This is a genomic window from Comamonas sp. BIGb0124 (assembly GCF_003752175.1).
GTDB lineage: Bacteria > Pseudomonadota > Gammaproteobacteria > Burkholderiales > Burkholderiaceae_C > Comamonas_F.
In genome coordinates this window covers 572156-593368 of sequence record NZ_RJVF01000008.1, presented here as the reverse complement: position 1 = coordinate 593368, position 21213 = coordinate 572156, and the positions used below count along the sequence as shown (strand labels likewise).

The following is a 21213-nucleotide window of genomic DNA, read 5'->3' as shown; positions in this document are numbered from 1 at the left end:
TGTCGGCATGCTTGGACACGTAGAATACACGCCGCTCCTGCAAGAGTGGCGCAAGCCTCCGGTGGCAGGATGTTTTTTTAGCTTTATCACTTCATCCAGGGCAACACCCATGTCTTTTTCCAATGTCCCCGCGGGCAAGAAACTGCCTGAGCAATTCAACGTCGTCATCGAAATCTCGGCGCATTCCGACCCGATCAAATACGAAGTCGACAAGGACAGCGGTGCCGTGTTCGTGGATCGTTTCCTGGGAACGGCCATGACCTATCCCGCCAACTACGGTTATGTGCCGCAGACCCTGGCCGGCGACGGCGACCCGGTCGACGTGCTGGTGCTGACTCCGTTCCCGCTGCCGCCCGGCGTGGTGGTGCCCGCCCGTGCCATCGGCATCCTGAAGATGGAAGACGAAAGCGGCATCGACGGCAAGGTCCTGGCCGTGCCCACCGAAAAGATTCTGCCGCTGTACAACCACATCCAGAAGCTGGAAGACCTCAACCCGATCCAGCTCAAGCAGATCAGCCACTTCTTCGAGCACTACAAGGATCTCGAGCCGGGCAAGTGGGTCAAGGTGTTGGGCTGGGAAGGCATCGAAGCCGCCCACAAGGAAATCACCGACGGCGTCGCCAACTACAAGGGCTGACGACAAGGGGCTGGTGTACAGCCCCTGCGAGTCCGGGCACCGGGCCCGGACGACTGCCCTCGATCCCGCTCGGGGATCGGGCGGCCCGCCAGGCGCCAGGCGCCAATCGCCGCAGCGATGCGTGCCCTTGCGGGTGCGAGCGGGCCCGGGCCGTCAGCGGTTGCGGCTCTTCATGACGCGTTCGACTTCGCGTTTGCCTTCGCGGTCCTTGATGACGTCGCGCTTGTCGTGTTCGGCCTTGCCCTTGGCCAGGGCGATCTCGCATTTCACGCGGCCATTGGCCCAATGCAGATTGATGGGCACCAGCGTGTAGCCCTTCTGCTCGACCTTGACGGTCAGGCGCTTGATCTCGTCTTTCTTGAGCAGCAGTTTTTTTGTCCGAACGGCGTCCGGATTGACGTGGGAGGACGCGCTCTTGAGCGGATTGATCTGGCAGCCGATGACGAACATCTCGCCTTCGCGGATGACCACGTAGCCGTCGGTCAACTGCACCTTGCCCTCGCGCAAGGCCTTGACTTCCCAGCCTTCGAGGACCATGCCGGCTTCGTGGCGCTCTTCGAAGAAGTAGTTGAACGCGGCTTTTTTGTTTTCTGCGATGCGGCTGGATTTCTGAGCGGGTGTGGTGGGTTTCTTGGCCATGCGGTAGAGATGAGGGTGAAGGGCAAACTTACAATTGCGACAACGGCTTCCACGGAAGCGATCAGCAATCAACGTCGAATTCGGGCGCGTGATGCGCCGACTGCGGCCCTTACGCAAGCCCGCCATTGTATGAAAAGCGTCAACAAATCCGTCCTCATTTGGTATAGCCCGCAGCAAATGTTCGATCTGGTGGCCGATGTCGAGCATTACCCGGAGTTCTTGCCCTGGTGCGACCAGGCCAAGGTACTGGAGCGGCATGCCGACGGCCTCACCGGCGAGGTCGGCATGAAGCTGGGCGCCCTGCACCAGAGTTTCACCACCCGCAACACCCACATCGCCGAGGGCGAGGTGCGCAAGCTGATCATGAACCTGGTCAAGGGGCCTTTCTCGAATCTGCACGGCGAGTGGACCTTCAACCCCGTGGGTGGGGGCGGCGCGCCCGGGTCGGTGACCGCTTGCCGGGTCGAGCTCAAGCTCAATTACGGTTTCTCCAACTTCGCGCTGGCCGCCGTCGTCGGGCCCGTTTTCGAAAAGATCGCCACCAGCATGGTCGATGCGTTCGTGAAACGCGCCGAGCAGGTCTACGGCTGATGCGCGTGCAACTGGTCTACGCCGGTGCACAGAGGCAGGTTCTCGAGGTGCAGCTCGATCTGGCCGCGGAGGTGTCCATCGAACAGGCCTTGCCTGACGTGGCCGATGTTCTGGGCGAAGACGTGGTGGCACAGATTCGCGACGGCGGGCTGGAAGCGGGCGTATGGGGCGAGCGCGTGGCCTTGGCGCGTGTGCTGCGCGATGGCGATCGTCTGGAGTTCTACCGGGCGCTAAGGGTCGACCCGAAGGTGGCGCGCCGCGAGCGGTTCAGCCGGCAAGGCGCCCGCGCCACGGGTCTGTTTGCACAGCGCAGGCCGGGATCTAAATCCGGTTACTGAAGAACGGACACACTGGATTCGGGCGGTGCCCGGTTGCCGCCGCCATAAGGAAAGGGGCGGGTGGGTGTATCGAAGCACCCACGGGAAGTCGTACTTTGTCACGCGCACCGATGCGTCGCCCGGATGACAAATGTACAATCCTTCTTTTGGAGATTCTCATGCGCCTACTTGGCAAAGCGCTCACATTCGACGATGTACTGCTGGTCCCTGCGTTCTCCCAGGTGCTACCCAAGGACACATCGCTCTCGACCCAGTTTACACGCAATATCCGCCTGAATCTGCCTTTGGTCTCTGCCGCAATGGATACAGTGACCGAAGCCCGCCTGGCCATCGCCATGGCGCAAGAGGGCGGTATCGGCGTGGTCCACAAGAACCTCACCGCCGAGGAACAGGCGGCCCAGGTCGCTCGCGTCAAGCGTTACGAATCCGGCGTGCTGCGTGATCCCGTCGTGATCACCCCCACATTCACGGTGCGCGAGGTGATGGAACTGTCCGATCGCCTGGGCATCTCGGGTTTCCCGGTGTGCGACGGCGGCAAGGTCGTCGGCCTCGTCACCGGCCGCGATCTGCGTTTCGAGACCCGCTACGACGTGCCCGTCAGCGAAATCATGACGCCGCGCGGCAAACTCATCACCGTGCGCGACGGCACCACGCCGGCCGAAGCCAAGGCGCTGCTCAACAAGCACAAGCTCGAGCGCCTGCTGGTCGTCAATGACGATTTCGAGCTCAAGGGCCTGATCACCGTCAAGGACATCACCAAGCAGACCAGCTTCCCCAACGCCGCGCGTGACGCCTCGGGCCGCCTGCGCGTGGCCGCTGCGGTGGGCGTGGGTGCCGGTACCGAAGAACGTGTCGAACTGCTGGTCAAGGCCGGTGTCGATGCGATCGTGGTCGACACGGCCCACGGCCACAGCAAGGGCGTGATCGAACGCGTGCGCTGGGTCAAGCAGAACTACCCCCAGATCGAAGTCATCGGCGGCAACATCGCCACCGGTGAAGCCGCGCTGGCCCTGGTCGAAGCCGGTGCCGACGGCGTCAAGGTCGGGATCGGCCCCGGCTCGATCTGCACGACCCGCATCGTGGCAGGCGTCGGCGTGCCGCAGATCACCGCCATCGACAACGTGGCCCAGGCCCTGAAGGGCACCGGCGTGCCGCTCATCGGCGACGGCGGCATCCGCTTCAGCGGCGACATCTCGAAGGCCATCGCCGCGGGCGCATCGACCGTCATGATGGGCGGCATGTTTGCCGGCACCGAAGAAGCCCCAGGCGAAGTGATCCTGTTCCAAGGCCGCAGCTACAAGAGCTATCGCGGCATGGGCAGCATCGGCGCCATGCAGCAAGGCAGTGCCGACCGCTACTTCCAGGAAGCCACCACCGGCAACCCGAACGCCGACAAGCTGGTGCCCGAAGGCATCGAAGGCCGTGTGCCTTACAAGGGCTCGGTCCTGGCCATCATCTTCCAGATGGCCGGCGGCCTGCGGGCTTCCATGGGCTACTGCGGTTGCGGCACCATCGAAGAGATGCAGGATCAGGCTGCGTTCGTGCAGATCACGGCCGCGGGCATCCGCGAGTCGCATGTCCACGACGTGCAGATCACCAAGGAAGCGCCCAACTACCGTGCGGACTGATCCCGTCGCGCCCGAGTCGGAGGTTTCCTCCGCTGGCGCACGGGCGTCTGCCCGGCCGCACGCCGCCGACGGTGCGGCGCCGGCCCCCCAGGGCCGGCAGGCCGCCATGCCGTTCATCATGATCGCGGTGCTGATCGACATGGTGTCGATCGGCCTGATCGTGCCGGTGATGGCTCCTCTGGTCGGCAGCTTCACCGGCTCGCAGAACGACCAGGCCTACTGGTACGGGCTGCTGACCCTGCTGTACGGCGTGGCCAACTTCTTTGGTGCGCCGGTGCTTGGAACGCTGTCCGACCGGTATGGCCGCCGTTCGGTGCTGCTCATCGGGTTCTGCGGCCTGATGCTGAGCTTTTTCGGCACGGCGCTGTCGACGAGCCTGGGCATGCTGATCGTGGTGCGCCTGGCGGCCGGTTTCATGCAGGCCAATGCATCGGTGGCACAGGCCTATGTGGCCGATATCACGCCGCCCGAGCAGCGTGCACGCCGTTTCGGCCTGCTGGGTGCGATGTTCGGACTGGGTTTCATCCTGGGTCCGGTGATGGGCGGCATTCTCGGTGCCATCGATCTCCGGTTGCCCTTCTATGTGGCGGGAACGCTGGCATTCGCCAATCTCGTCTACGGCTTTTTTGTGCTGCCCGAGTCGCTGCCGCTGGAGCGCCGTCAGCCCTGGAACTGGCGTGCCGCCAATCCGGTCGCTTCGCTGAAGGCGCTGGGCGCGCTCGAAGGCGTCCGCCCGCTGGTGGCGGTGGTGATGCTGGCCTCGCTGGCCCAGTTCACGCTGCATACCACCTGGGTGCTGTACACGCAGTTCAAGTTCGGCTGGGGGCCGTTGCAGAACGGCTGGTCGATGTTTGCCGTGGGCTTGACCTCTGCCGTGGTGCAGGGCGGCCTGCTGGGCTGGATGCTGCGCCGTCTGGGTGCCGAGCGGGTGGCGGTGTGGGGGCTGATGTCCTCGACCGTGGCCTACCTGCTCTGGGGCCTGGCGACGCAGGGGTGGATGATGTATGTGATCATCGCCTGCAATGTGCTGGGGTTCGGCGTGACGGCGGCGGTGCAGAGCATGATCTCGAATGCCGCCGATTCCCGTACCCAGGGGCGCACCATGGGTGCGGTTTCGGGCATCAACAGCCTGAGCACGGTGCTGGCGCCGATGATCGCCGCGCCTCTGCTGGTGATGGTGTCGCATTTGCCGCAGGGCGACTGGCGCATCGGCACCCCGTTTTATTTCTGCGCCTTGCTGCTGGCCGCCGCCAGCGTGTTGGCGATTCTGTTTGTGAGGCAACGCGGCCGGCGGGCCGAAGGCGCCGGGCCCCGTGCCCAGTCGCCGATCGGTGCGGATTGACGTCCGACTGCCGCCGCCGTTTTTTGTCTTGTCTTCTGTCCCTGGACTCCCACCATGTCCCATCAAAAAATACTCATCCTGGACTTCGGTTCACAAGTCACCCAACTGATCGCCCGCCGCGTGCGCGAAGCGCATGTGTTCTGCGAAGTCCATCCCTGCGACGTGACCAGCGACTGGGTGCGCGAGTATGCGGCCGACGGCAACCTGAAGGGTGTCATCCTGTCCGGCAGCCATGCCAGCGTGTATGAAGACACCACCGACAAGGCTCCCCAGGCCGTGTTCGATCTGGGCGTGCCCGTGCTGGGCATCTGCTACGGCATGCAGACCATGGCGCAGCAACTCGGCGGCAAGGTCGAGGGCGGCCACAAGCGCGAGTTCGGTTATGCCGAAGTGCGGGCGCACAACCACACCCCGCTGCTCAAGGACATCGCCGACTTCACCACCGCCGAAGGCCACGGCATGCTGCGCGTGTGGATGAGCCATGGCGACAAGGTCACCGAACTGCCGCCGGGCTTCAAGCTCATGGCCAGCACGCCGAGCTGCCCCATTGCCGGCATGGCCGACGAGGCACGCGGTTTCTATGCCGTGCAGTTCCACCCCGAAGTCACGCACACGGTGCAGGGCAAGGCGTTGCTCGAGCGCTTCGTGCTGGGCATCTGCGGCGTGCAGCCCGACTGGATCATGGGCGACTACATCGAGGAAGCCGTCGCTTCCATCCGCGAGCAAGTGGGCGACGAGGAAGTCATCCTCGGCCTGTCGGGCGGCGTGGATTCGTCGGTTGCGGCAGCGCTCATCCACCGCGCCATCGGCGATCAGCTGACCTGCGTGTTTGTGGACCACGGCCTGCTGCGCAAGGACGAAGGCAAGATGGTCATGGAGATGTTTGCCGGCAAGCTGCATGCACGTGTGGTGCATGTGGACGCCGCCGAGCAGTTTCTGGGCAAGCTGGTGGGCGAGAACGATCCGGAAGCCAAACGCAAGATCATCGGCCGCGAGTTCGTGGAAGTGTTCAAGGCCGAGGCGGCCAAGCTGGTGGCCAGCGGCCAGGGCCACAAGGGTGCGACCTTCCTGGCCCAGGGCACGATCTACCCGGACGTGATCGAATCGGGCGGCGCCAAGAGCAAGAAGGCCGTCACCATCAAGAGCCACCACAACGTGGGTGGCTTGCCCGAGCAACTGGGCCTGAAGCTGCTCGAGCCGCTGCGCGAGCTGTTCAAGGACGAAGTGCGCGAACTGGGCGTGGCCCTGGGCCTGCCGCCCGACATGGTGTATCGCCACCCGTTCCCCGGCCCCGGCCTGGGCGTGCGCATTCTGGGCGAGGTCAAGAAGGAATATGCCGATCTGCTGCGCGAAGCCGATGCAATCTTCATCGAGGAACTGCGCAACTTCAAGGACGAAGTCAGCGGCAAGACCTGGTACGAACTGACCAGCCAGGCCTTCACCGTTTTCTTGCCGGTGAAGAGCGTGGGCGTGATGGGCGATGGCCGCACCTATGACTACGTCGTGGCCCTGCGTGCCGTGCAGACCAGCGATTTCATGACCGCCGACTGGGCCGAGCTGCCGTATGCGCTGCTCAAGAAGGTCTCGGGCCGCATCATCAACGAAGTGCGTGGCATCAACCGCGTGACGTACGACGTGAGCAGCAAGCCGCCGGCGACGATTGAGTGGGAGTGATTTGACGTCCTTCGAGGACTATCGCCAGCTATCGAAAAATCGTCGTAACGTGTTGATTTAAAAGTAAATACGTCACGGCAGCTATCGGTGACTATCGCCGGGTAGCGCAACGGATTGACGGTAGCGGTGACGGTACGAACCGGAGGCCGGATTAAGACCTCCTTGTTTACTGTCGAGACCAAAACGGTCTTTGACGGTAAAACGCTCCTCCGGAAAGCTTGTTTCATGCGGCTTTCCAGGCATCAGCAGGTCTCCTGACCCCTGACGGTAAAAGCCGTCATGAACAGGAGTAAAAACCTCGATGTCTTACCGACACCGCACTGCGCAATTTCAAGCCTAAGTCCAAGACTTACAAGGCTTCCGACCGTGACGGCATGTACGTGACGGTATCGCCCACCGGTACCGTCACTTTCCGCTTCGATTACCGTCTCAACGGCCGGCGGGAGACACTGACCATTGGCCGGTATGGCCTGTCCGGTATTTCGCTGGCCATGGCCCGTGAGAAGCTGCTGGACGCCAAGAAGGCCGTCGCCCAGGGCAAGTCCCCGGCGCACGAGAAGCAGCGCGAGAAGCGCCGCCTGACCGCCGCCAAGAACTTTGGCGATATGACCGCCCAATGGCTGGCCGGCGCCAGGATGGCCGACAGCACGCGAGCGATGCGCAAGAGCATCGTCGATCGGGACATCCTGCCGGCTTTCCAGAACCGCCTGCTCAACGAAATCACCGCCGATGATTTGCGCGCCTTGTGCGGCAAGGTGAAGGGGCGGGGCGCCCCGGCCACGGCGGTGCATGTCCGCGACATCGTGAAGCAGGTCTATGCCTTCGCCATCCTGCATGGTGAGAAAGTGGACAACCCGGCGGCCGACGTGGGCGCGGCGTCGATCGCGACCTTCGTGCCCAAGGACCGCGCCTTGTCGCCGCTGGAGATCCGCCTGATGTCACGGCAGATGGAGTCGGTGGCCACCTATCCCACCATTCGGCTGGCACTGCGCATGATCCTGCTGACGCTGGTGCGCAAGAGCGAGTTGATCGAGGCCACCTGGGACGAGGTTGATTTTGAGAGCGCGACCTGGACCGTTCCGAAGCAGCGGATGAAGGGACGCAACCCGCATGTGGTCTACCTGTCGCGCCAGGCGCTGGACATCCTGGTGGCGCTGCACACCTGTGCGGCCGGATCGAAGTTCGTGCTGCCGTCGCGCTACGACTCCGACCGGAGCATGTCCCATGCGACCCTCAACCGGGTTACGCAGATCGTGGCGCAGCGGGCGAAGGCTGCAGGCCTGCCGCTGGAGCCGTTCACCGTCCACGATCTGCGCCGCACGGGCTCGACGCTGCTCAACGAGATCGGCTTCAACCGCGACTGGATCGAGAAATGCCTTGCGCACGAGGAAGGGCGCTCCTCGCGCTCGATCTACAACAAGGCCGAGTACGCCGAGCAGCGGCGCCACATGCTGCAGGAGTGGGCCAACATGGTCGATGCCTGGATCGACGGACAGACCTACGTGCCGAAGCTGATGCCGGACAACGTGGTTGTCCCGGTATTGAGCGCGATGGCCTGATGTAGCGGCAAGGTTGTCACTTGACAACCTTGCCGATTCTTCCTATACTGGAGACTGTTGATGGCACGTTCCTCTCATCCGAAGAAAGAGGTCGAGGAAGCGCTCAAGCACGCAGAAGGGCAGGGCTGGCGCGTGGAAGTAGGTGGCAGCCATGCCTGGGGGCGGATCTACTGCCCGTACAACGACGCGGAATGTCGCTGTGGAGAGTTCTGTATCACCAGCGTGTGGAGCACGCCGAAGAACCCTAGCAACCACGCGCGTGCTTTGCGACGCGTCGTGGACAACTGCACCACTCACCGCAAGCAGCAGGAGGCCGACGACGATGCTGAGGAGTAGCACGATGGAATACACCTTCACCTTGAAGTACCAACTCGCCGACAACGACCGTGAACCGGATGCGCTGGTCGAGCGCCTGGGCGAGGCCGGCTGCGAAGATGCCCTGGTCGGCATCGGGCAGCCGGGGCGGCTCGCACTGGAGTTCACCCGCGAGGCGGGCAGTGCGGACGAGGCTGTGCGCAGCGCACTGGCTGACGTACGGCGTGCCGTACCGTCGGCCAGTCTGATCGAGGTCGCACCGGATCTGGTCGGGCTGACCGATGTGGCCGACATCGTGGGCGTGTCGCGGCAGAACATGCGCAAGCTGATGCTGGCCCATCCGGGCAGCTTCCCGACGCCGGTGCATGAGGGCAGTGCGTCGATTTGGCACTTGGCAGATGTGCTGGCCTGGCTGCAGGCTAAGGGTAGCTACTCGCTGGCCTTGGACGTTCTGGAAGTGGCGCGCGCGGCCCTGCAGGTCAATGTGGCCAAGGAAGGGCGGCGGCTATCGAGCGCGGCTTTCAAGGAACTGGAAGCTCTTGTTGGATGAGGCTGTCGTCAGCCTTACCCCTGACCGGAACCCGCCCGAACAGGGCGGGTTTTTCGCAGATGGACATCCGGCTTGGTGGCGCCTGCGCGAGGGGCTTGCTTGCGTTCGTCGATCCAAGCCTCCACTTCGGCCAGGTCCCACACCACGCAGCGCGGCGTCAGATTGAAACGTCTTGGAAACTCACCGCGGCGCTCCATTTCGTAGATCGTCGTTTCGGCTAAGGGGACGATCTGCCGCAACTCGTTGCGGCGAATGGTGCGTCGAAATGGCAGAGCGCCGCGCTTCGGGAACTGCGGGAGATTGCCGTAGGCGGTCGAGCCGGGCAGGGGGAGTGATGCGGGCTGCTGGCGCATCTCGGCGCCGTTGTCTCGGCCGCTTTTTTCTGACAGGTTGTTTTCCATTTTGAACTCCGTGCTTGTTCCGCGGCGCATGGCTTGCCACCGCATGAAGGTATGGTGGCTTTTATTGGCTACCGCGAGAACTCACAGGAGCGTGGATGGGCGTACAGAAGGAGCACGGCCCTGATGGGCGGCTGCTATCCGACAGCTTGAGGCTAGTTGCAGTCGGGCAGCGCTGATTCGGCCAATTCTGTTGTCAAAGGAAGCGGCCGCTGTGCAACTGGTGTGCCAACACTGCCTCTCTCACTCATTTGCTTGGCAGGGTTGGCCGCCAGCCGGTGCGCGTAGTCGCGTAGGTCCGGTCTGGCTAACGAAGGCAAGCGACTACACTCAAGGTAACTTCGACTTCACCAATGCGCTCCCTTGCCTACAACCCGAACTACGCGCTGAACGCAATCTGCCCGTACTTTACGATGTTTCCGCTTGAGTACCCGTTGCGGGTGCTGAAGAAACACAGGAAGGATAAGCCGGTTGTTCTAGACCCTTTTTGTGGTCGGGGAACCACTTTGTTCGCAGCCCGGAGCCTTGGACTCGAGAGCTGGGCTGCTGCCGGTTGCATTGACACCAACCTAAGCTTCTCGAGCTTGCTCGAACTGTACGGGACTGATGTAGCCCAGTGTCGAATGCCTGCGCGTCGGGTTGTAGAAGCGCTCGATGTAATCGAAGACATCGGCCCTTGCCTGCTCGCGACTTCGGTACACCTTGCGGGCCGTCCGCTCGGTCTTCATTGAACTGAAGAAGCTCTCCATCGCCGAGTTGTCCCATACCTCGCCTGCCCGGCTCATGCTGCATGTGATGCCCTGTTCCCGCAGCAGCTGTTGGAACTGTACGCTGGTGTATTGGCTGCCCTGGTCGGAGTGATGCAGCAAGGCGACCGGCTTGCCCCGGCGCCATACGGCCATCATCAATGCGTCCACCACCAGCTGCGAGGTCATGCCGTCCTGCATCGACCAACCCACGATGCGGCGCGAGTACAGGTCAAGCACGGCAGCCACATAGAGCCAGCCCTCGGCCGTCCAGATATAGGTGAAGTCAGCCACCCACTTCTGGTTGGGCGCGTCGGCCTGGAATTGCCGGTTCAACACGTTCTCGGCCACGGCACTGCGCTCGCCTTTGTCCTTGGGTAGACCACGCCTGCGAGGTCGCGCCCGCAACGCCTGCTCACGCATCAGCCGCTCGATGCGGTGCAGCCCACAGGCCTGGCCTTGCTCCAGCACATCGCGCCATACGCGCCTGGCGCCGTAGGTGCGGTCGCTGCGAACGAAGCTCTGCTGCACATGTTTGCCCAACACTTCATCGTCAAGGCTGCGCCGGCTTCTGGGTCTGCTCAGCCAGGCATAGAAGCCACCCCGCGAGACACCGAGCGCCTCGCACATCACGTTGACCGGCCACGCCCCTCGGTGCTTCGCCATGAAGCCGAATCTCATATCGACTCCCTCGCGAAGTAGGCCGCAGCTTTTTTCAGGATGTCGCGCTCCATCTTGAGCTTGGCCACTTCCTTGCGTAGCTGGGCTATCTCCTGGTCCTGCGCCGTCTGCTTGCCCTGACCTGGAAACGCATCCTGCGGCGCTGCGCGCTGTTCTCGCACCCACTTGCGCAGCACGTTCTCGTGCAGGTCCAAATCTTTGGCCGCTTGCGCCACGGTCACCCCGCGCTCAGTGACCAGCTTGACCGCTTCGAGCTTGAACTCTCGGCTGAACGTCCTTCTGACTCTCTCCATGAACCTCTCCCGGTTTCATCTGCCACCTTAACAAGGTGTCATCGAAACCGGCAGCAGCCCAACAGTTGAGAACACGACGGACGAGTCGAGCGCGTTGTTAACAAGGATGTCGATAGCGCCCCACGTTGTGACTACCTTGTCTACAGCGGACAGAATCTGCTCGGCTTCACTGATGTCGCAGCGAATTCCGATTGCTGTACCGCCAGCAGCTGCGATTTCTGACACCACAGCGTCGATCTGCGTCTGAGTCCGGGAGAGGACAGCGACTTTGGCCCCTTCGCTTGCGAATAGCTTGGCGGTGGCACGGCCGATGCCGCGGCCTGCACCCATGACGAGAGCAACTTTTTCATTGAGTCGATTCATTTGGAGCTCCACTGATTAGAAGATGGCTTGCACTACTGCTGCGGTCGGTGCGTAAGGGGATTGAAGTTCGCGCGCAGCGTTTTGTGTTGCGAAGGACGCCACCAAGAAGATGAGGCCCAAAGCAGCCGGTATTGCGCCTTTCGGCTTGTGGACACCGAGGTGGGCCATCCCCGATAGGAGGAGGTGATAGAAGATGCCGGCATAGGCGAGATCGCTAAGCGCTACGTTGAAGTGCCAGAGGATTGCGACAGGGCCTAGCAACTTCACGATGATCATGAAAGGCACCAAAAGCGGCGCTGTGTAACCTAAGTCACCCAGCGCTTTTCGTACAAAGTCGCCTTTGGCGATGTACATGGATGCGGAAACGAAGTAGAGCAACGACAGCAGTGCGGTGCTGATCCAATAGATAGATGCGATAGCCACGGAATTTCCTTCTTAGCATTGATGATTCGACATGCAGAGAGGATGTCGTCTAAGATTGATCTTGACAAGCAGGATGAAAAAATGGTGGTTAGTATGGAAAATATGACTAATGAAGTTGATGGCATCAACATGCACGAGGAGATGCGGAGAGCGTTCGGGCTGCTTTCAGGCAAATGGAAGCTGGAGATCATGTGGTTGCTCAACCAGCGCATTTACCGCTTTGGCGAACTTCGCAAGGCAATTCCTGGCATCACTCAGCACATGCTGACGGCTCAACTACGTGAACTGGAGACTGATGGCTTGGTGGAGCGCACTGTGTTTGCGGAGGTGCCGCCGCGTGTGGAATACGAGATCACGCAGAAGGCTCGTGGACTCGGTCCAACGATGGAGGCGCTGACGGCCTGGTGGAGCGAGTACGGACAAACCGTGCCGGCCAAGACGGCATCGCGGGGGCGTAAATCCGCTAATGCCAAGTCGAAGTAAAAATCAGGCCAATGCACAAGAAGCTCGCGGCTTCGCTAACGCACAGCGCAGGATTCAGCTATGCTGAGTTCGGTTGACAATGAGGTCGAAACAGTTGCCGCTCCGTGAATCGTTCCATCTCCCGCGCCAGCAAAAGATCTGCGCTTTTGACGGTAAAAGCGACGGTAGAGACCCATGCCGATCACAGCCGATCCCTTTAACCATGCGGGTCTGCGTGACCTGTTGATGATCGAGTGGGGCGGCAGGAAAGCAGGGCGTAGAGCAGCGGGCTTTGACGCATTCCAACGTATGGTTCCGATATGCAGTGGCGCCAGCTCGGCCTCGTCGTCGCTGGATTGCAAGCCGGTATCGGCCATGAAGTCGATATGGCCAATAACCAGACCAAGCACGCCTTCGCAAGTCGCGATCTGCGGCAGGACATCCCAGCCAATTACACGTTCGATTAGCGGGACGATGGGTACGTTTAGGAGTTGTGCTCACACGCGCGCCAGGGCGGCCACTGACTCAACCTTGGGCATCATCACGGCGGAAGGCCTCGACAAAGTGGCCAGCCACTGCAAGTCGTCCGCACCCAAGGGTTGATCGACCGTGTTAATGCGGATCACCAACGGCAAGCTGGCGCCCTGCAATCCCGACCACGCCGCCTCGATGTCCGCACGTTCCACCGCTTTGTCTGCGGGCGCCACCGCGTCTTCGAGGTCGAGCACAACGGCATCGGCGCCGCTGTGCGCCGCCTTGTCGAAGCGTTCGGGTCGGTTGCCCGGTACGAATAGCAAGCTGCGCGCGTCTGCCAGCGGGCCTGTGGTGTCCGCCATCAGTTCGCACCTTCCGTCCGCATCCGTGCGATCTCATCGATGGACCAGCCGAACTCCTGCAGGATGGCGTCGGTGTGCTGGCCAGGACTCGGCACGCCATCCATACGCGGCGACCAGGCCTGGTGCGGCCGGATGGCAGCAACGCCGGACTGGTGCCATTGGGCGTTGCCACCTTATTACAGCAACCCCGCGCAGCTAATTGCGGATGGACCCACACGTCGTGCATATCGTTCAGGCGCGCGTTGGCTATTTGTGCAGCGTCAAGCCGCTGCACCACCTGCGCTGCCTTTAGGGCGGCGAACGCCTGCAGAATCAGCGCAGGCAGTTCATCGCGGTTGGCCGTGCGGCGGGAGTTAGACGAGAAGCGCTCGTCGGTGGCGAGCGCGGGCTGGAGCAAGACCGTGCTGCAGACGGCCACCCCCTCGAACAGCCGCTGCCCGCTCTGGGCTCGGAGTTCCACCAACGCATCGTCTTCGCCGACAGCGTGGCCGCAGGCCGGCTCGCCCGCGAAAGCGCGCCCGACAGCGCCGCTGCGTGCGAGATTGCCGCGCTCACCGACGAACTCCTGGCGTGGCCGACATGACTGCGAAGCCACCACCACGCAGCAAGCGCGTCGGCATCGGCGCGTCCCCCCTGGGAATCCGCGGGCCGAGGCGTGGATTCCCAGGGCGACGCAGATGCCTTGCAGAAAAGCGACCTCTCTACACCGCTCGACTGACGCTCGACATTACGCCCGCTATGCGGGCGCGCAGATGGCGTGCAGTGCTTGATTGGCCGGTTTAGCTGGACTCATCCAGCCGCAGCATGGGGATAATCGATGTAGCCTTCGTTTCCGCCGCCATAGTAGGTGGCACGCTCCGGCTCTGCGAGCGGGAGCCCGCCCCGATACCGTTCGACCAGATCGGGATTGGCGATGAACGGTTGTCCAAAGGCAGGGAGATCGATAACGCCAGCCTCCACAAGCCGCTCGGCCCGCTCAAACCTCATTGCTCCAGCCAAGATGATGGTGCCGGAAAAACGCTGGCGGAACTTGGTCAGTAGCTCATCATCGACGACAGACCGGCCCGCAGCCCAATTGTCGTTGAGGTGGATGTAGGCGACGCCTCGCTTTGCTAACTGGTCGGCTAAGTAGAAGTAGGTTTCTTCGACGCCGTCATAGTCCTGCATGTCGAACTGCTGATTGTGCGGCGCGAGCCGGATGCCGACGCGATCGGCACCGAGCACCTTGATCAGAGCGTCAACGGTTTCGAGAGTAAACCGAGCGCGGTTCTCGACCGAGCCGCCGTAGTGATCGGTTCGATCATTCAATATGGGGTTCAAGAACTGCTCGAAAAGGTAGCCGTTCGCGGCATGCAGCTCGACACCATCGAAGCCTGCGGTAGCGGCGTTGCGCGCAGCATGGGCGAAGTCTGCAGTTACACGTGCCACTTCTTCTGTATCGAGTGCACGTGGGATGGACGGCTCGACGAAACCCGTTGTGCCGTCTTCGTTGTAAGTGAACACCATGCTCTTCGGGTTGCGAACGGGCTTGTTGGTCGAACTGACCGGCGCTCCGCGGTCTGGTTGCAGAGACGTATGCGACATACGCCCTACATGCCAGAGCTGAGCGAATATCGTGCCGCCGGCTTCGTGCACGCCATCGGTAACGAGCTTCCATCCGGCGGTTTGTTCGGCTGTCCAGATTCCTGGCACGTTGATGTAGCCCTGAGCTTCGGGTGAGACAGGCGTGCCTTCGGTGATGATCAGGCCAGCGCTTGCGCGTTGACGGTAATAGGTAGCCGTTTCCTCGTTCGCGATGTAGTCTGGCCGACGTGCCCGCGTCATGGGCGCCATGACAAAACGGTTCGCAAGCTCTCGGCCAGCGAGGTCGTATTTCTGTAGGATCGTCATAGGTTTTCTCTTGATTGTTGCGATAGATATGCGGGGCACGATCGACGCAATAGCGTCAGACAATGTGTGGATGGCTGTTAGCCGGTCGATTGGCACGGTCCTCACGCTTATCCAACGTGCCCGAGATGATGGCCAGCGCGAGTGCACCCAGCGACAGAAGGCCGCCCGCCCAGTTCGGAGCTTCCAGACCGAGGCCCGCGTCGATGACGCCGCCACCGACCCACGCACCGATGGCATTGCCCAGGTTGAACAGGCCGATGTTCACGGCGGCAGCCAGCGTGGGCGCGCCTGCGGCCTTCGCCTTGTCCAGCACCAATTTTTGGATAGGTGAGACCGTGGCAAACCCAAATCCAGACATCAGGACAATGCACAGGATCGACAGCCATTGGTTGTGCGCCGCGAATGCGAAGACGAACAGAACCAGTGCTTGCGCCAGCAATGTGATATAGAGCAAGGGCATCAGCGCCCGGTCCGCATAGCGCCCGCCGAGGGCGTTACCCAGGAACAGCCCGATGCCGAATGCCATCATCAACCAGACGATCGCACCTTCGGAGAAACCGGCCAATTCCGTCATCATCGGCGCGATGTAGGTGATCGAAGTGAAGAACGAGGCTGGGCCGAGGATGGTGATACCCATCGCCAGCAGGACACGACTGTTCTTGAACGCGGCCAATTCCTGGCGAACGTGCGCGTCTTCGCCTCCCTTGGTGGCTGGAATCCACCAAACGACCGCCAGCAGCGCGAACACCCCAATGGCCGTGATCGCGTAGAACGTGGCACGCCAAGAGATGAACTGGCTCAACCATGTGCCAGCTGGCACACCGATCAGCGTTGCGAGCGCCATGCCCGAGAACATGAACGCGATAGCGCTGACGCGCTTGTTGGGCGCGACAAGTTCGGCTGCCAGGATGGAGCCGATGCCAATGAAGGCACCATGGGTCAGCGATGTCACGACGCGTCCCGCCAGGGCCAGCGCATAGTTCGGCGCAATCGCTGTGAGCAGATTGCCCACGATGAACAGCAGCATCAGGCCAACCATCATTTGCTTGCGCGGAACTTGGCCGCCCATCACGATCAGCAGCGGGGCGCCAAAGAACACCCCCAACGCGTAAGCCGTGGCCATGTGCCCAGCTTGGGGGATCGTGACACTGAACTCGGCAGCCACCTGCGGAAGCAAGCCTGCAATCACGAATTCGGTGGTGCCGATTCCAAACGCACCGATTGCCAATGCCCATATTGCAAGAGGCATGGATCTGCTCCTTTTAAAAAACGAGGAAAGTTGGCGGTGTGCGCTGCTGCGCACACTCGTTTACTTCAAGCGTTTGCATCAGCCAAGCCATGACCAGTGCACGATGCTAAGGTAGAATTTGTTTGCGATAAACACCTGAAAATATTCTCTATGTAGAGTGCATGTCTACATTTGGAGGCAGCATGCTCCCCGTCGAACCATTGAGCGGCATTGCAACCTTCGTGGTTGCGGCGAGGTCGCACAGCTTTACCGAAGCCGCTGAACTGCTTGGCATTTCCAAATCTGCCGTTGGCAAATCGATAGCACGGCTTGAAGACCGTCTTGGGGTCAAGCTGTTTCATAGGACCACCCGCAAGCTCACCTTGTCTGCGGACGGGGAGGCTTATTTCGCGGCCTGCTCGTTGGCGCTGAATGAAATCGCTACGGCGGAGACCGCACTCAGTTCCCGCCTGCATCAGCCATCAGGCCGCTTGCGTATCGACATGCCCGTGGCATTCGGTCGTCAAGTGATGCTGCCCATCCTTTTGGAGATGGGAAAAACCTACCCAGAGCTTCAATTCACGCTGACATTCACGGACCACTTGATCGACCCCATTGAGGAAGGCGTGGATCTCGCCATCCGTTTTGGCGAACCGAAAGATTCCACAGACCTGATCGCGCGTCGATTGACAAGTCAGCGATGGGTCATTTGCGCGTCTCCCGACTATCTGACGCAGCATGGCACGCCGCGAACGCTGGACGATGTGCAGCATCACCACGGAATCGTGGGATACAGGCGTGGCCAACCACTTTCATGGCGGGTCAGCAGCGAAGGGCTTACCCAACGGTTGAATCCACCACCGACACATCAGATTGGCGATGGGGACGCCATGGTCGAGGCCACGCTTGCTGGCCTTGGACTGTGTCAAATGCCTCTTTCACTGCTTCGGCGCCACATTCAGTCAGGTCGACTGTCAACAGTGCTGGAGGAGTACACGGCGGATCTTATCGACGTGTACGCGGTATGGCCCAAGGTGGCTCATTTGAGGCCGAAGGTGAGACATATTGTCGATGCATTGGTGGAACTTGGGGGGTTGGGAAAATTGGATTGAGCAGGCATTCCCGAAATAAGCGCGGCAGAAAACCTGCCCATAGAACAATCGCCACTATCGCGTGCCATCAGGGGTCTGGAAGCAGGCGTTCCAGTTTGAGCTGGCAGGCGCTAGTGACCGGCGCTCGAAATTAGCTCCTGCCGACGCTCAAGAATCCATTGCTTAAGTGTTACGGCGTACTGTCCAGTAACATGCGGAACATCATCCCGAACGCTTCCGACATATCCCATCCGCCCATCCACCACCTGTCGCATGACCTCGACGCCGCCATCCGCATACCACGACTCCACCGGGATACTTGCTGATGTGAAAATGGCCTGAAATTCTGCGGGACCAAGGGTGTTAGCAGTAATCTCTTTTCCTAGGGTTTCGCTTAGCAGTCTGGCGAGCTCAGGGCCTGTGGCAACATCGCTACTTAACCAATACTCTTTTCCTGCGTGTTTCGCTGGCCCCTCCCGAAGCGCGGTAGCAGCAACCAAGGCGACATCCGCCGCAGCCACCCAGCCCGTTCGGTTTTCGTTCCAGTAAGTGGTCAGGGTGTCTCCCTTTAGGCAAAGGGTAAGAATGTTTTCCATAAACATATTGGGATGAAGGAAGGTCCAAGAAATTCCGCTGGTTTTAATATAGGCCTCAACCAACTGGTGCCAGGCAAAGGCTGGGCTCGTGCAATCCCACTCCCCAAACACACCCAGGTGCACGATATGCCTAACACCGGCTTTACTGGCGGCGTCTACCAGCGTCTTGCTCTGCGCAAGCATGGCTACGGTATAGCCGGTTAAAAGGAAAATTCGATCCACGCCGGCCAGCGCGGCTCCGAAAGTCCGGGGATCGTCCAGATCAAGGTGAACAATGTCATTTCCCTCGCCACTTAACCGGTGAACCTCCTCAAGCCTGCGGGAAGTAATCCTAACGCTAATGTCAGGATTGCCTTCTAGGTAGGAAACGACTTTTTTGCCTACTTGCCCGCTGGAACCTATAACCAATGCTCGCGATTTACTTTGATCTATATTCATGGAGTTATCTTTCTAATCTTCCTTAATGAATTTCCACATGGATAGGCCATCTCGGAGTGCGTGCAAAAACTTCGGTGACACTCCGAGTTCATTGAGTTCCTCAATCGTGAGCGGAAAATTTTTAATTTCGAAATCGGGACGAGCAGCCCTTTTAGGCCAGTCCGGAGCTAATATTGCTGCGCGGCCCAAAGCAACTATATCGGCACCATCGTTGAGCACAACTTGAACGTCTTGTGGCGTCAACAACGATCCACTTGCCACCACGGGAATGTCGCTCCTTAAAACGTTCCTAACCCGCGAGAGATTTGTTTGCTTTTGATTGGGATACTTCCAGGATACTTCCTTTGCGTTCATGGCCGAGAGATTCAGGTAAGTAAAACCCACATCGTTCATCATCTGGATCATTTCCAAGCCTTCGTCAATGTCGAAACCCCGCCCGTTGCTCCAGTCTTCGGCGAGGATCTTGACTCCGATGGTTAAGTCGCTGGGTAAGTCGGCCCGGATTCTCCGCATGGCTTCGAGGAGAAATCGTGCGCGATTTTTCAGCGAGCCTCCCCATTTATCTTTTCGCAGGTTCGTGGTCAAACTAAAGAACTGGGTAAAGAGGTAGCCGTTGGCACCGTGTAGCTCGATTCCAGAGGCGCCAGTCTGATGCACTCGCCGCGCGCTATCCACGAAAGCATCAAGGATGGCGTGGATTTGTTCTTCGCTCAACTCCCGAGGCTGCTCGAAATCAGGAATCGGAAGTTGAACGACACTTGGACCCGCTGGCCGTTTGCCTCTATTCAGTTTGGCCTTTGCTCGCATTCCGGAGGGCATGAGCTGAACAATCGACAGCGCCTGCTCGCGCTTAACCATTTCGGCAAAGCGGCGGAGTCCATCTTCATGAGTATCTGAGAACGTTCCGATCTGCCCTTCTATGAAAAGGTCGTCTTCGTAGGGCGCAGCTCCGGCCGTGATTACCGCGCCGAATCCACCTTGGGCGCGCATCGCTAACCAGTTCAATTCATCTTCGCTAAAGCGTCCGTCGGTATTACTTTGCCCATTGGTCATCGGCGCCATGAAGAGCCGATTTTTTACCGTCGCCCCGTTGTTGAAAGTATAGGGCTGGAAAAATTGTTCGTTTACTTTGGAGCCTATTCGCTTGTCAGCTATTGAGTTACTGGTCGTATGAGAGATTCCCGCCTGTTTAAGCATTTGGCTCTTGTAGTTGTATAGGAGCCACATGTTGGCTGCGGCCAGAGCGTGGAATGCCGGAAATGATTTTCGGGCCTTGTCGTATCGGCTCTAACGTGGCGGAACTGCTTGAGGCGGCTGAACATCGGATCGATGCGGTCGAGCGAATCCGATCCTCGTAAGCTCGTAAATCACAGGCGGGGCTTACCAGTTAATCACTCGCCTAATTTATTAGGTCACGAGTGCTTCGCGCAGAAAGTCTGCCGTCATAGACTTTGTCGGTAAACAACAGTCTCGGTTTGCGAACCCGCAGTACATTCTGTAAGCCATGTTGCAAGAGGCAGAATAAGAAGCGTAGCCTTCCGCCTGCCCCGGAGACAAGCTCGAAGCACCCTTATCAACGTGGACTGTATTGCTTGATGAGTTTCCCAAATTTCCGCAGACCAATCGCATCAGCAGCGGATGGAGAGATGGCGTTCATGAGTGTCATCATCTTGAGCAGTGCGCCGCCCATAACGTGCTCCCGACGGCGCTGGCGGATGGTGGCAAGGATATCCCGCGCGACCTCATCAGGCTCGCATAGGTCGACGCCCATCTTTTTCCACATGTCGAAAAATGGGGACTCCGACTCGGTGTTGGAGGGTGCAGGCCCGAAGAAGGAGAGCACCACGTCGGTCCCGGCCAACTCGCGGTTAACGCCTTGAACGTAGCTTGCCAGCGCACCTCGGGTCGCCGCATAGGCACTCATGAACGGCAGCGCCACGCGGCCGTCCATAGCGCCGCCGAGGTGGACTACCACTCCGCCACCGGCTTGCTTCAGCAACCTCGGCAGAAATGCCTGAGTCACGAAGATCGGCCCTTTCACGTTGATCGCCATCAGCGCGTCGACATCGGCCGTCGTGTAGTCCTCAATGGGCTTGCGCGGCGAGATCCCCGCGAGGTTCACCACCGCATCGATCCGGCCGAGGTGATCGAAAGCCGCCGCCGCGAGCTTCTCAAGGCTCGCCGGATCGGTGACATCGGCGCGCAGGTAAATCGCCGAACCGTCGCTCCGGCCGGTCAGCGCGGCGGCGTCCTGCTCGCTTCGCGCCGCGAGCACGATCCGGAAGCCCTCGGCCGCGAGGAGTCTGGCAAGGGCGTTGCCAAGTCCTCCGGTCGCCCCGATAAGAACAGCGGTGGGCGCATCGCTGCCCTGATTGGTTTTGGCGCGTTCGGTTCCGGTCGCATTACCGGTCATCACCGGGGCCTTTTTCGTGATCTGCTCATTCATTCGCTTTCCTTTGTGCGTCTTGGTGGGTCGCTGCAACCCCATGGCAGGT

General features: G+C 60.5%; 22 protein-coding genes and 5 pseudogenes. 15 read left to right on the top strand and 12 right to left on the bottom strand.

The genetic code is table 11. The features are described 5' to 3' along the window. Positions 1–109: 109 nt before the first annotated feature. Positions 110–637, top strand: coding sequence for an inorganic diphosphatase (ppa, locus tag EC845_RS03895; RefSeq protein WP_123295878.1), 528 nt, complete (start codon positions 110–112; stop codon positions 635–637). Between the two features lie 153 nt (positions 638–790). Here ppa and smpB read toward each other — a convergent pair whose 3' ends face one another. Next, positions 791–1276, bottom strand: a complete 486-nt coding sequence (smpB, locus tag EC845_RS03890) for an SsrA-binding protein SmpB (protein ID WP_123295877.1) — start codon at positions 1274–1276, stop codon at positions 791–793. A 129-nt stretch (positions 1277–1405) separates the two neighbouring features. Here smpB and EC845_RS03885 point away from each other — a divergent pair, with 129 nt between their 5' ends. The 8 genes and pseudogenes from EC845_RS03885 to EC845_RS03850 all read left to right on the top strand — a co-directional run bounded on the left by EC845_RS03885 (position 1406) and on the right by EC845_RS03850 (position 9273). Next, positions 1406–1867: a type II toxin-antitoxin system RatA family toxin gene (locus EC845_RS03885; protein ID WP_123295876.1), complete on the top strand. Its 462-nt coding sequence runs from the start codon at positions 1406–1408 to the stop codon at positions 1865–1867. Continuing rightward, a complete protein-coding gene (locus EC845_RS03880) occupies positions 1867–2205 on the top strand; it encodes an RnfH family protein (RefSeq protein WP_123295875.1) in 339 nt (112 codons plus the stop codon). Before EC845_RS03885 ends, EC845_RS03880 begins: the two co-directional genes overlap by 1 nt. Before the next feature lie 158 nt (positions 2206–2363). Continuing rightward, complete coding sequence (guaB, locus tag EC845_RS03875) at positions 2364–3833, top strand: IMP dehydrogenase (RefSeq protein WP_123295874.1); 1470 nt, start codon at positions 2364–2366, stop codon at positions 3831–3833. Beyond that, positions 3823–5175, top strand: coding sequence for an MFS transporter (locus tag EC845_RS03870; protein WP_255416892.1), 1353 nt, complete (start codon positions 3823–3825; stop codon positions 5173–5175). The genes guaB and EC845_RS03870 overlap by 11 nt, the downstream gene beginning before the upstream one ends. 54 nt (positions 5176–5229) lie before the next feature. Next, entirely contained in the window at positions 5230–6849 is a 1620-nt protein-coding gene (guaA, locus tag EC845_RS03865; protein WP_123295872.1) for a glutamine-hydrolyzing GMP synthase, read from the top strand. Positions 6850–7154: 305 nt separating this feature from the next. Continuing rightward, positions 7155–8408, top strand: a pseudogene (locus EC845_RS03860) (tyrosine-type recombinase/integrase); the annotation flags it as partial. Between the two features lie 60 nt (positions 8409–8468). Next, a complete protein-coding gene (locus tag EC845_RS03855; RefSeq protein WP_123295870.1) occupies positions 8469–8744 on the top strand; it encodes a hypothetical protein in 276 nt (91 codons plus the stop codon). Between the two features lie 4 nt (positions 8745–8748). Beyond that, positions 8749–9273: an AlpA family transcriptional regulator gene (locus tag EC845_RS03850; RefSeq protein ID WP_123295869.1), complete on the top strand. Its 525-nt coding sequence runs from the start codon at positions 8749–8751 to the stop codon at positions 9271–9273. Positions 9274–9287: 14 nt separating this feature from the next. Here EC845_RS03850 and EC845_RS03845 read toward each other — a convergent pair whose 3' ends face one another. After that, positions 9288–9626, bottom strand: a complete 339-nt coding sequence (locus EC845_RS03845) for an AlpA family transcriptional regulator (RefSeq protein ID WP_233597952.1) — start codon at positions 9624–9626, stop codon at positions 9288–9290. A 398-nt stretch (positions 9627–10024) separates the two neighbouring features. On the opposite strand from EC845_RS03845, the pseudogene EC845_RS22795 reads away from it, so the two are divergent. After that, a pseudogene (locus EC845_RS22795) lies at positions 10025–10195 on the top strand (DNA methyltransferase); the annotation flags it as partial. 45 nt (positions 10196–10240) lie between these two features. On the opposite strand, the gene EC845_RS03835 reads toward EC845_RS22795, so the two are convergent. From EC845_RS03835 to EC845_RS03825, 3 genes are all read right to left on the bottom strand, one after another. Further along, positions 10241–11391 (bottom strand): IS3 family transposase gene (locus EC845_RS03835; protein WP_123295867.1). Its coding sequence is split into 2 segments (ribosomal slippage): positions 10241–11124 and positions 11124–11391, totalling 1152 coding nucleotides; the frame shifts between segments, so codons are not numbered across the junction. A 27-nt stretch (positions 11392–11418) separates the two neighbouring features. Beyond that, positions 11419–11754: an SDR family NAD(P)-dependent oxidoreductase gene (locus tag EC845_RS03830; RefSeq protein WP_123295866.1), complete on the bottom strand. Its 336-nt coding sequence runs from the start codon at positions 11752–11754 to the stop codon at positions 11419–11421. A gap of 15 nt (positions 11755–11769) precedes the next feature. Next, positions 11770–12177 (bottom strand): hypothetical protein, encoded by a 408-nt coding sequence (locus tag EC845_RS03825; protein ID WP_123295865.1) that lies wholly within the window; start codon positions 12175–12177, stop codon positions 11770–11772. A gap of 42 nt (positions 12178–12219) precedes the next feature. Here EC845_RS03825 and EC845_RS03820 point away from each other — a divergent pair, with 42 nt between their 5' ends. Both EC845_RS03820 and EC845_RS22280 read left to right on the top strand, forming a co-directional pair. Continuing rightward, complete coding sequence (locus tag EC845_RS03820; protein WP_304984821.1) at positions 12220–12660, top strand: helix-turn-helix domain-containing protein; 441 nt, start codon at positions 12220–12222, stop codon at positions 12658–12660. A 299-nt stretch (positions 12661–12959) separates the two neighbouring features. Next, positions 12960–13106, top strand: a complete 147-nt coding sequence (locus tag EC845_RS22280) for a hypothetical protein (RefSeq protein WP_158615607.1) — start codon at positions 12960–12962, stop codon at positions 13104–13106. 30 nt (positions 13107–13136) lie between these two features. Here EC845_RS22280 and EC845_RS03815 read toward each other — a convergent pair whose 3' ends face one another. Together EC845_RS03815 and EC845_RS22790 are read right to left on the bottom strand one after the other, a co-directional pair. Then, positions 13137–13475, bottom strand: coding sequence for an aldolase/citrate lyase family protein (locus tag EC845_RS03815; protein ID WP_123295864.1), 339 nt, complete (start codon positions 13473–13475; stop codon positions 13137–13139). 205 nt (positions 13476–13680) lie between these two features. Further along, positions 13681–13893: pseudogene (locus EC845_RS22790) on the bottom strand (CoA transferase); the annotation flags it as partial. A gap of 6 nt (positions 13894–13899) precedes the next feature. Between EC845_RS22790 and EC845_RS22565 the strand changes: the two are divergent. Both EC845_RS22565 and EC845_RS22560 read left to right on the top strand, forming a co-directional pair. Next, positions 13900–14058, top strand: a pseudogene (locus EC845_RS22565) (ATPase); the annotation flags it as partial. Beyond that, a pseudogene (locus EC845_RS22560) lies at positions 14055–14225 on the top strand (chromosome partitioning protein ParB); the annotation flags it as partial. The pseudogenes EC845_RS22565 and EC845_RS22560, both read left to right, overlap by 4 nt. A gap of 39 nt (positions 14226–14264) precedes the next feature. Here EC845_RS22560 and EC845_RS03805 read toward each other — a convergent pair. Both EC845_RS03805 and EC845_RS03800 read right to left on the bottom strand, forming a co-directional pair. Then, a complete protein-coding gene (locus tag EC845_RS03805) occupies positions 14265–15365 on the bottom strand; it encodes an alkene reductase (RefSeq protein WP_123295863.1) in 1101 nt (366 codons plus the stop codon). Positions 15366–15420: 55 nt separating this feature from the next. After that, positions 15421–16614 carry an MFS transporter gene (locus EC845_RS03800; RefSeq protein WP_123295862.1) on the bottom strand — a complete coding sequence of 398 codons (1194 nt, stop codon included), beginning with the start codon at positions 16612–16614 and terminating at the stop codon, positions 15421–15423. A 182-nt stretch (positions 16615–16796) separates the two neighbouring features. Here EC845_RS03800 and EC845_RS03795 point away from each other — a divergent pair, with 182 nt between their 5' ends. Further along, positions 16797–17705 carry a LysR family transcriptional regulator gene (locus EC845_RS03795; RefSeq protein WP_123296344.1) on the top strand — a complete coding sequence of 303 codons (909 nt, stop codon included), beginning with the start codon at positions 16797–16799 and terminating at the stop codon, positions 17703–17705. A 110-nt stretch (positions 17706–17815) separates the two neighbouring features. Here the strand turns inward: EC845_RS03795 and EC845_RS03790 are convergent, their stop codons facing one another. The 3 genes from EC845_RS03790 to EC845_RS03780 all read right to left on the bottom strand — a co-directional run bounded on the left by EC845_RS03790 (position 17816) and on the right by EC845_RS03780 (position 21164). Continuing rightward, positions 17816–18718 (bottom strand): NmrA family NAD(P)-binding protein, encoded by a 903-nt coding sequence (locus EC845_RS03790; RefSeq protein WP_123295861.1) that lies wholly within the window; start codon positions 18716–18718, stop codon positions 17816–17818. Positions 18719–18730: 12 nt separating this feature from the next. After that, positions 18731–19915 carry an NADH:flavin oxidoreductase gene (locus EC845_RS03785; RefSeq protein ID WP_158615606.1) on the bottom strand — a complete coding sequence of 395 codons (1185 nt, stop codon included), beginning with the start codon at positions 19913–19915 and terminating at the stop codon, positions 18731–18733. 376 nt (positions 19916–20291) lie between these two features. Then, the gene (locus EC845_RS03780) at positions 20292–21164 is read right to left on the bottom strand and encodes an SDR family oxidoreductase (protein WP_158615605.1); all 873 of its coding nucleotides are present in this window, start codon (positions 21162–21164) and stop codon (positions 20292–20294) included. Positions 21165–21213: the final 49 nt, after the last annotated feature.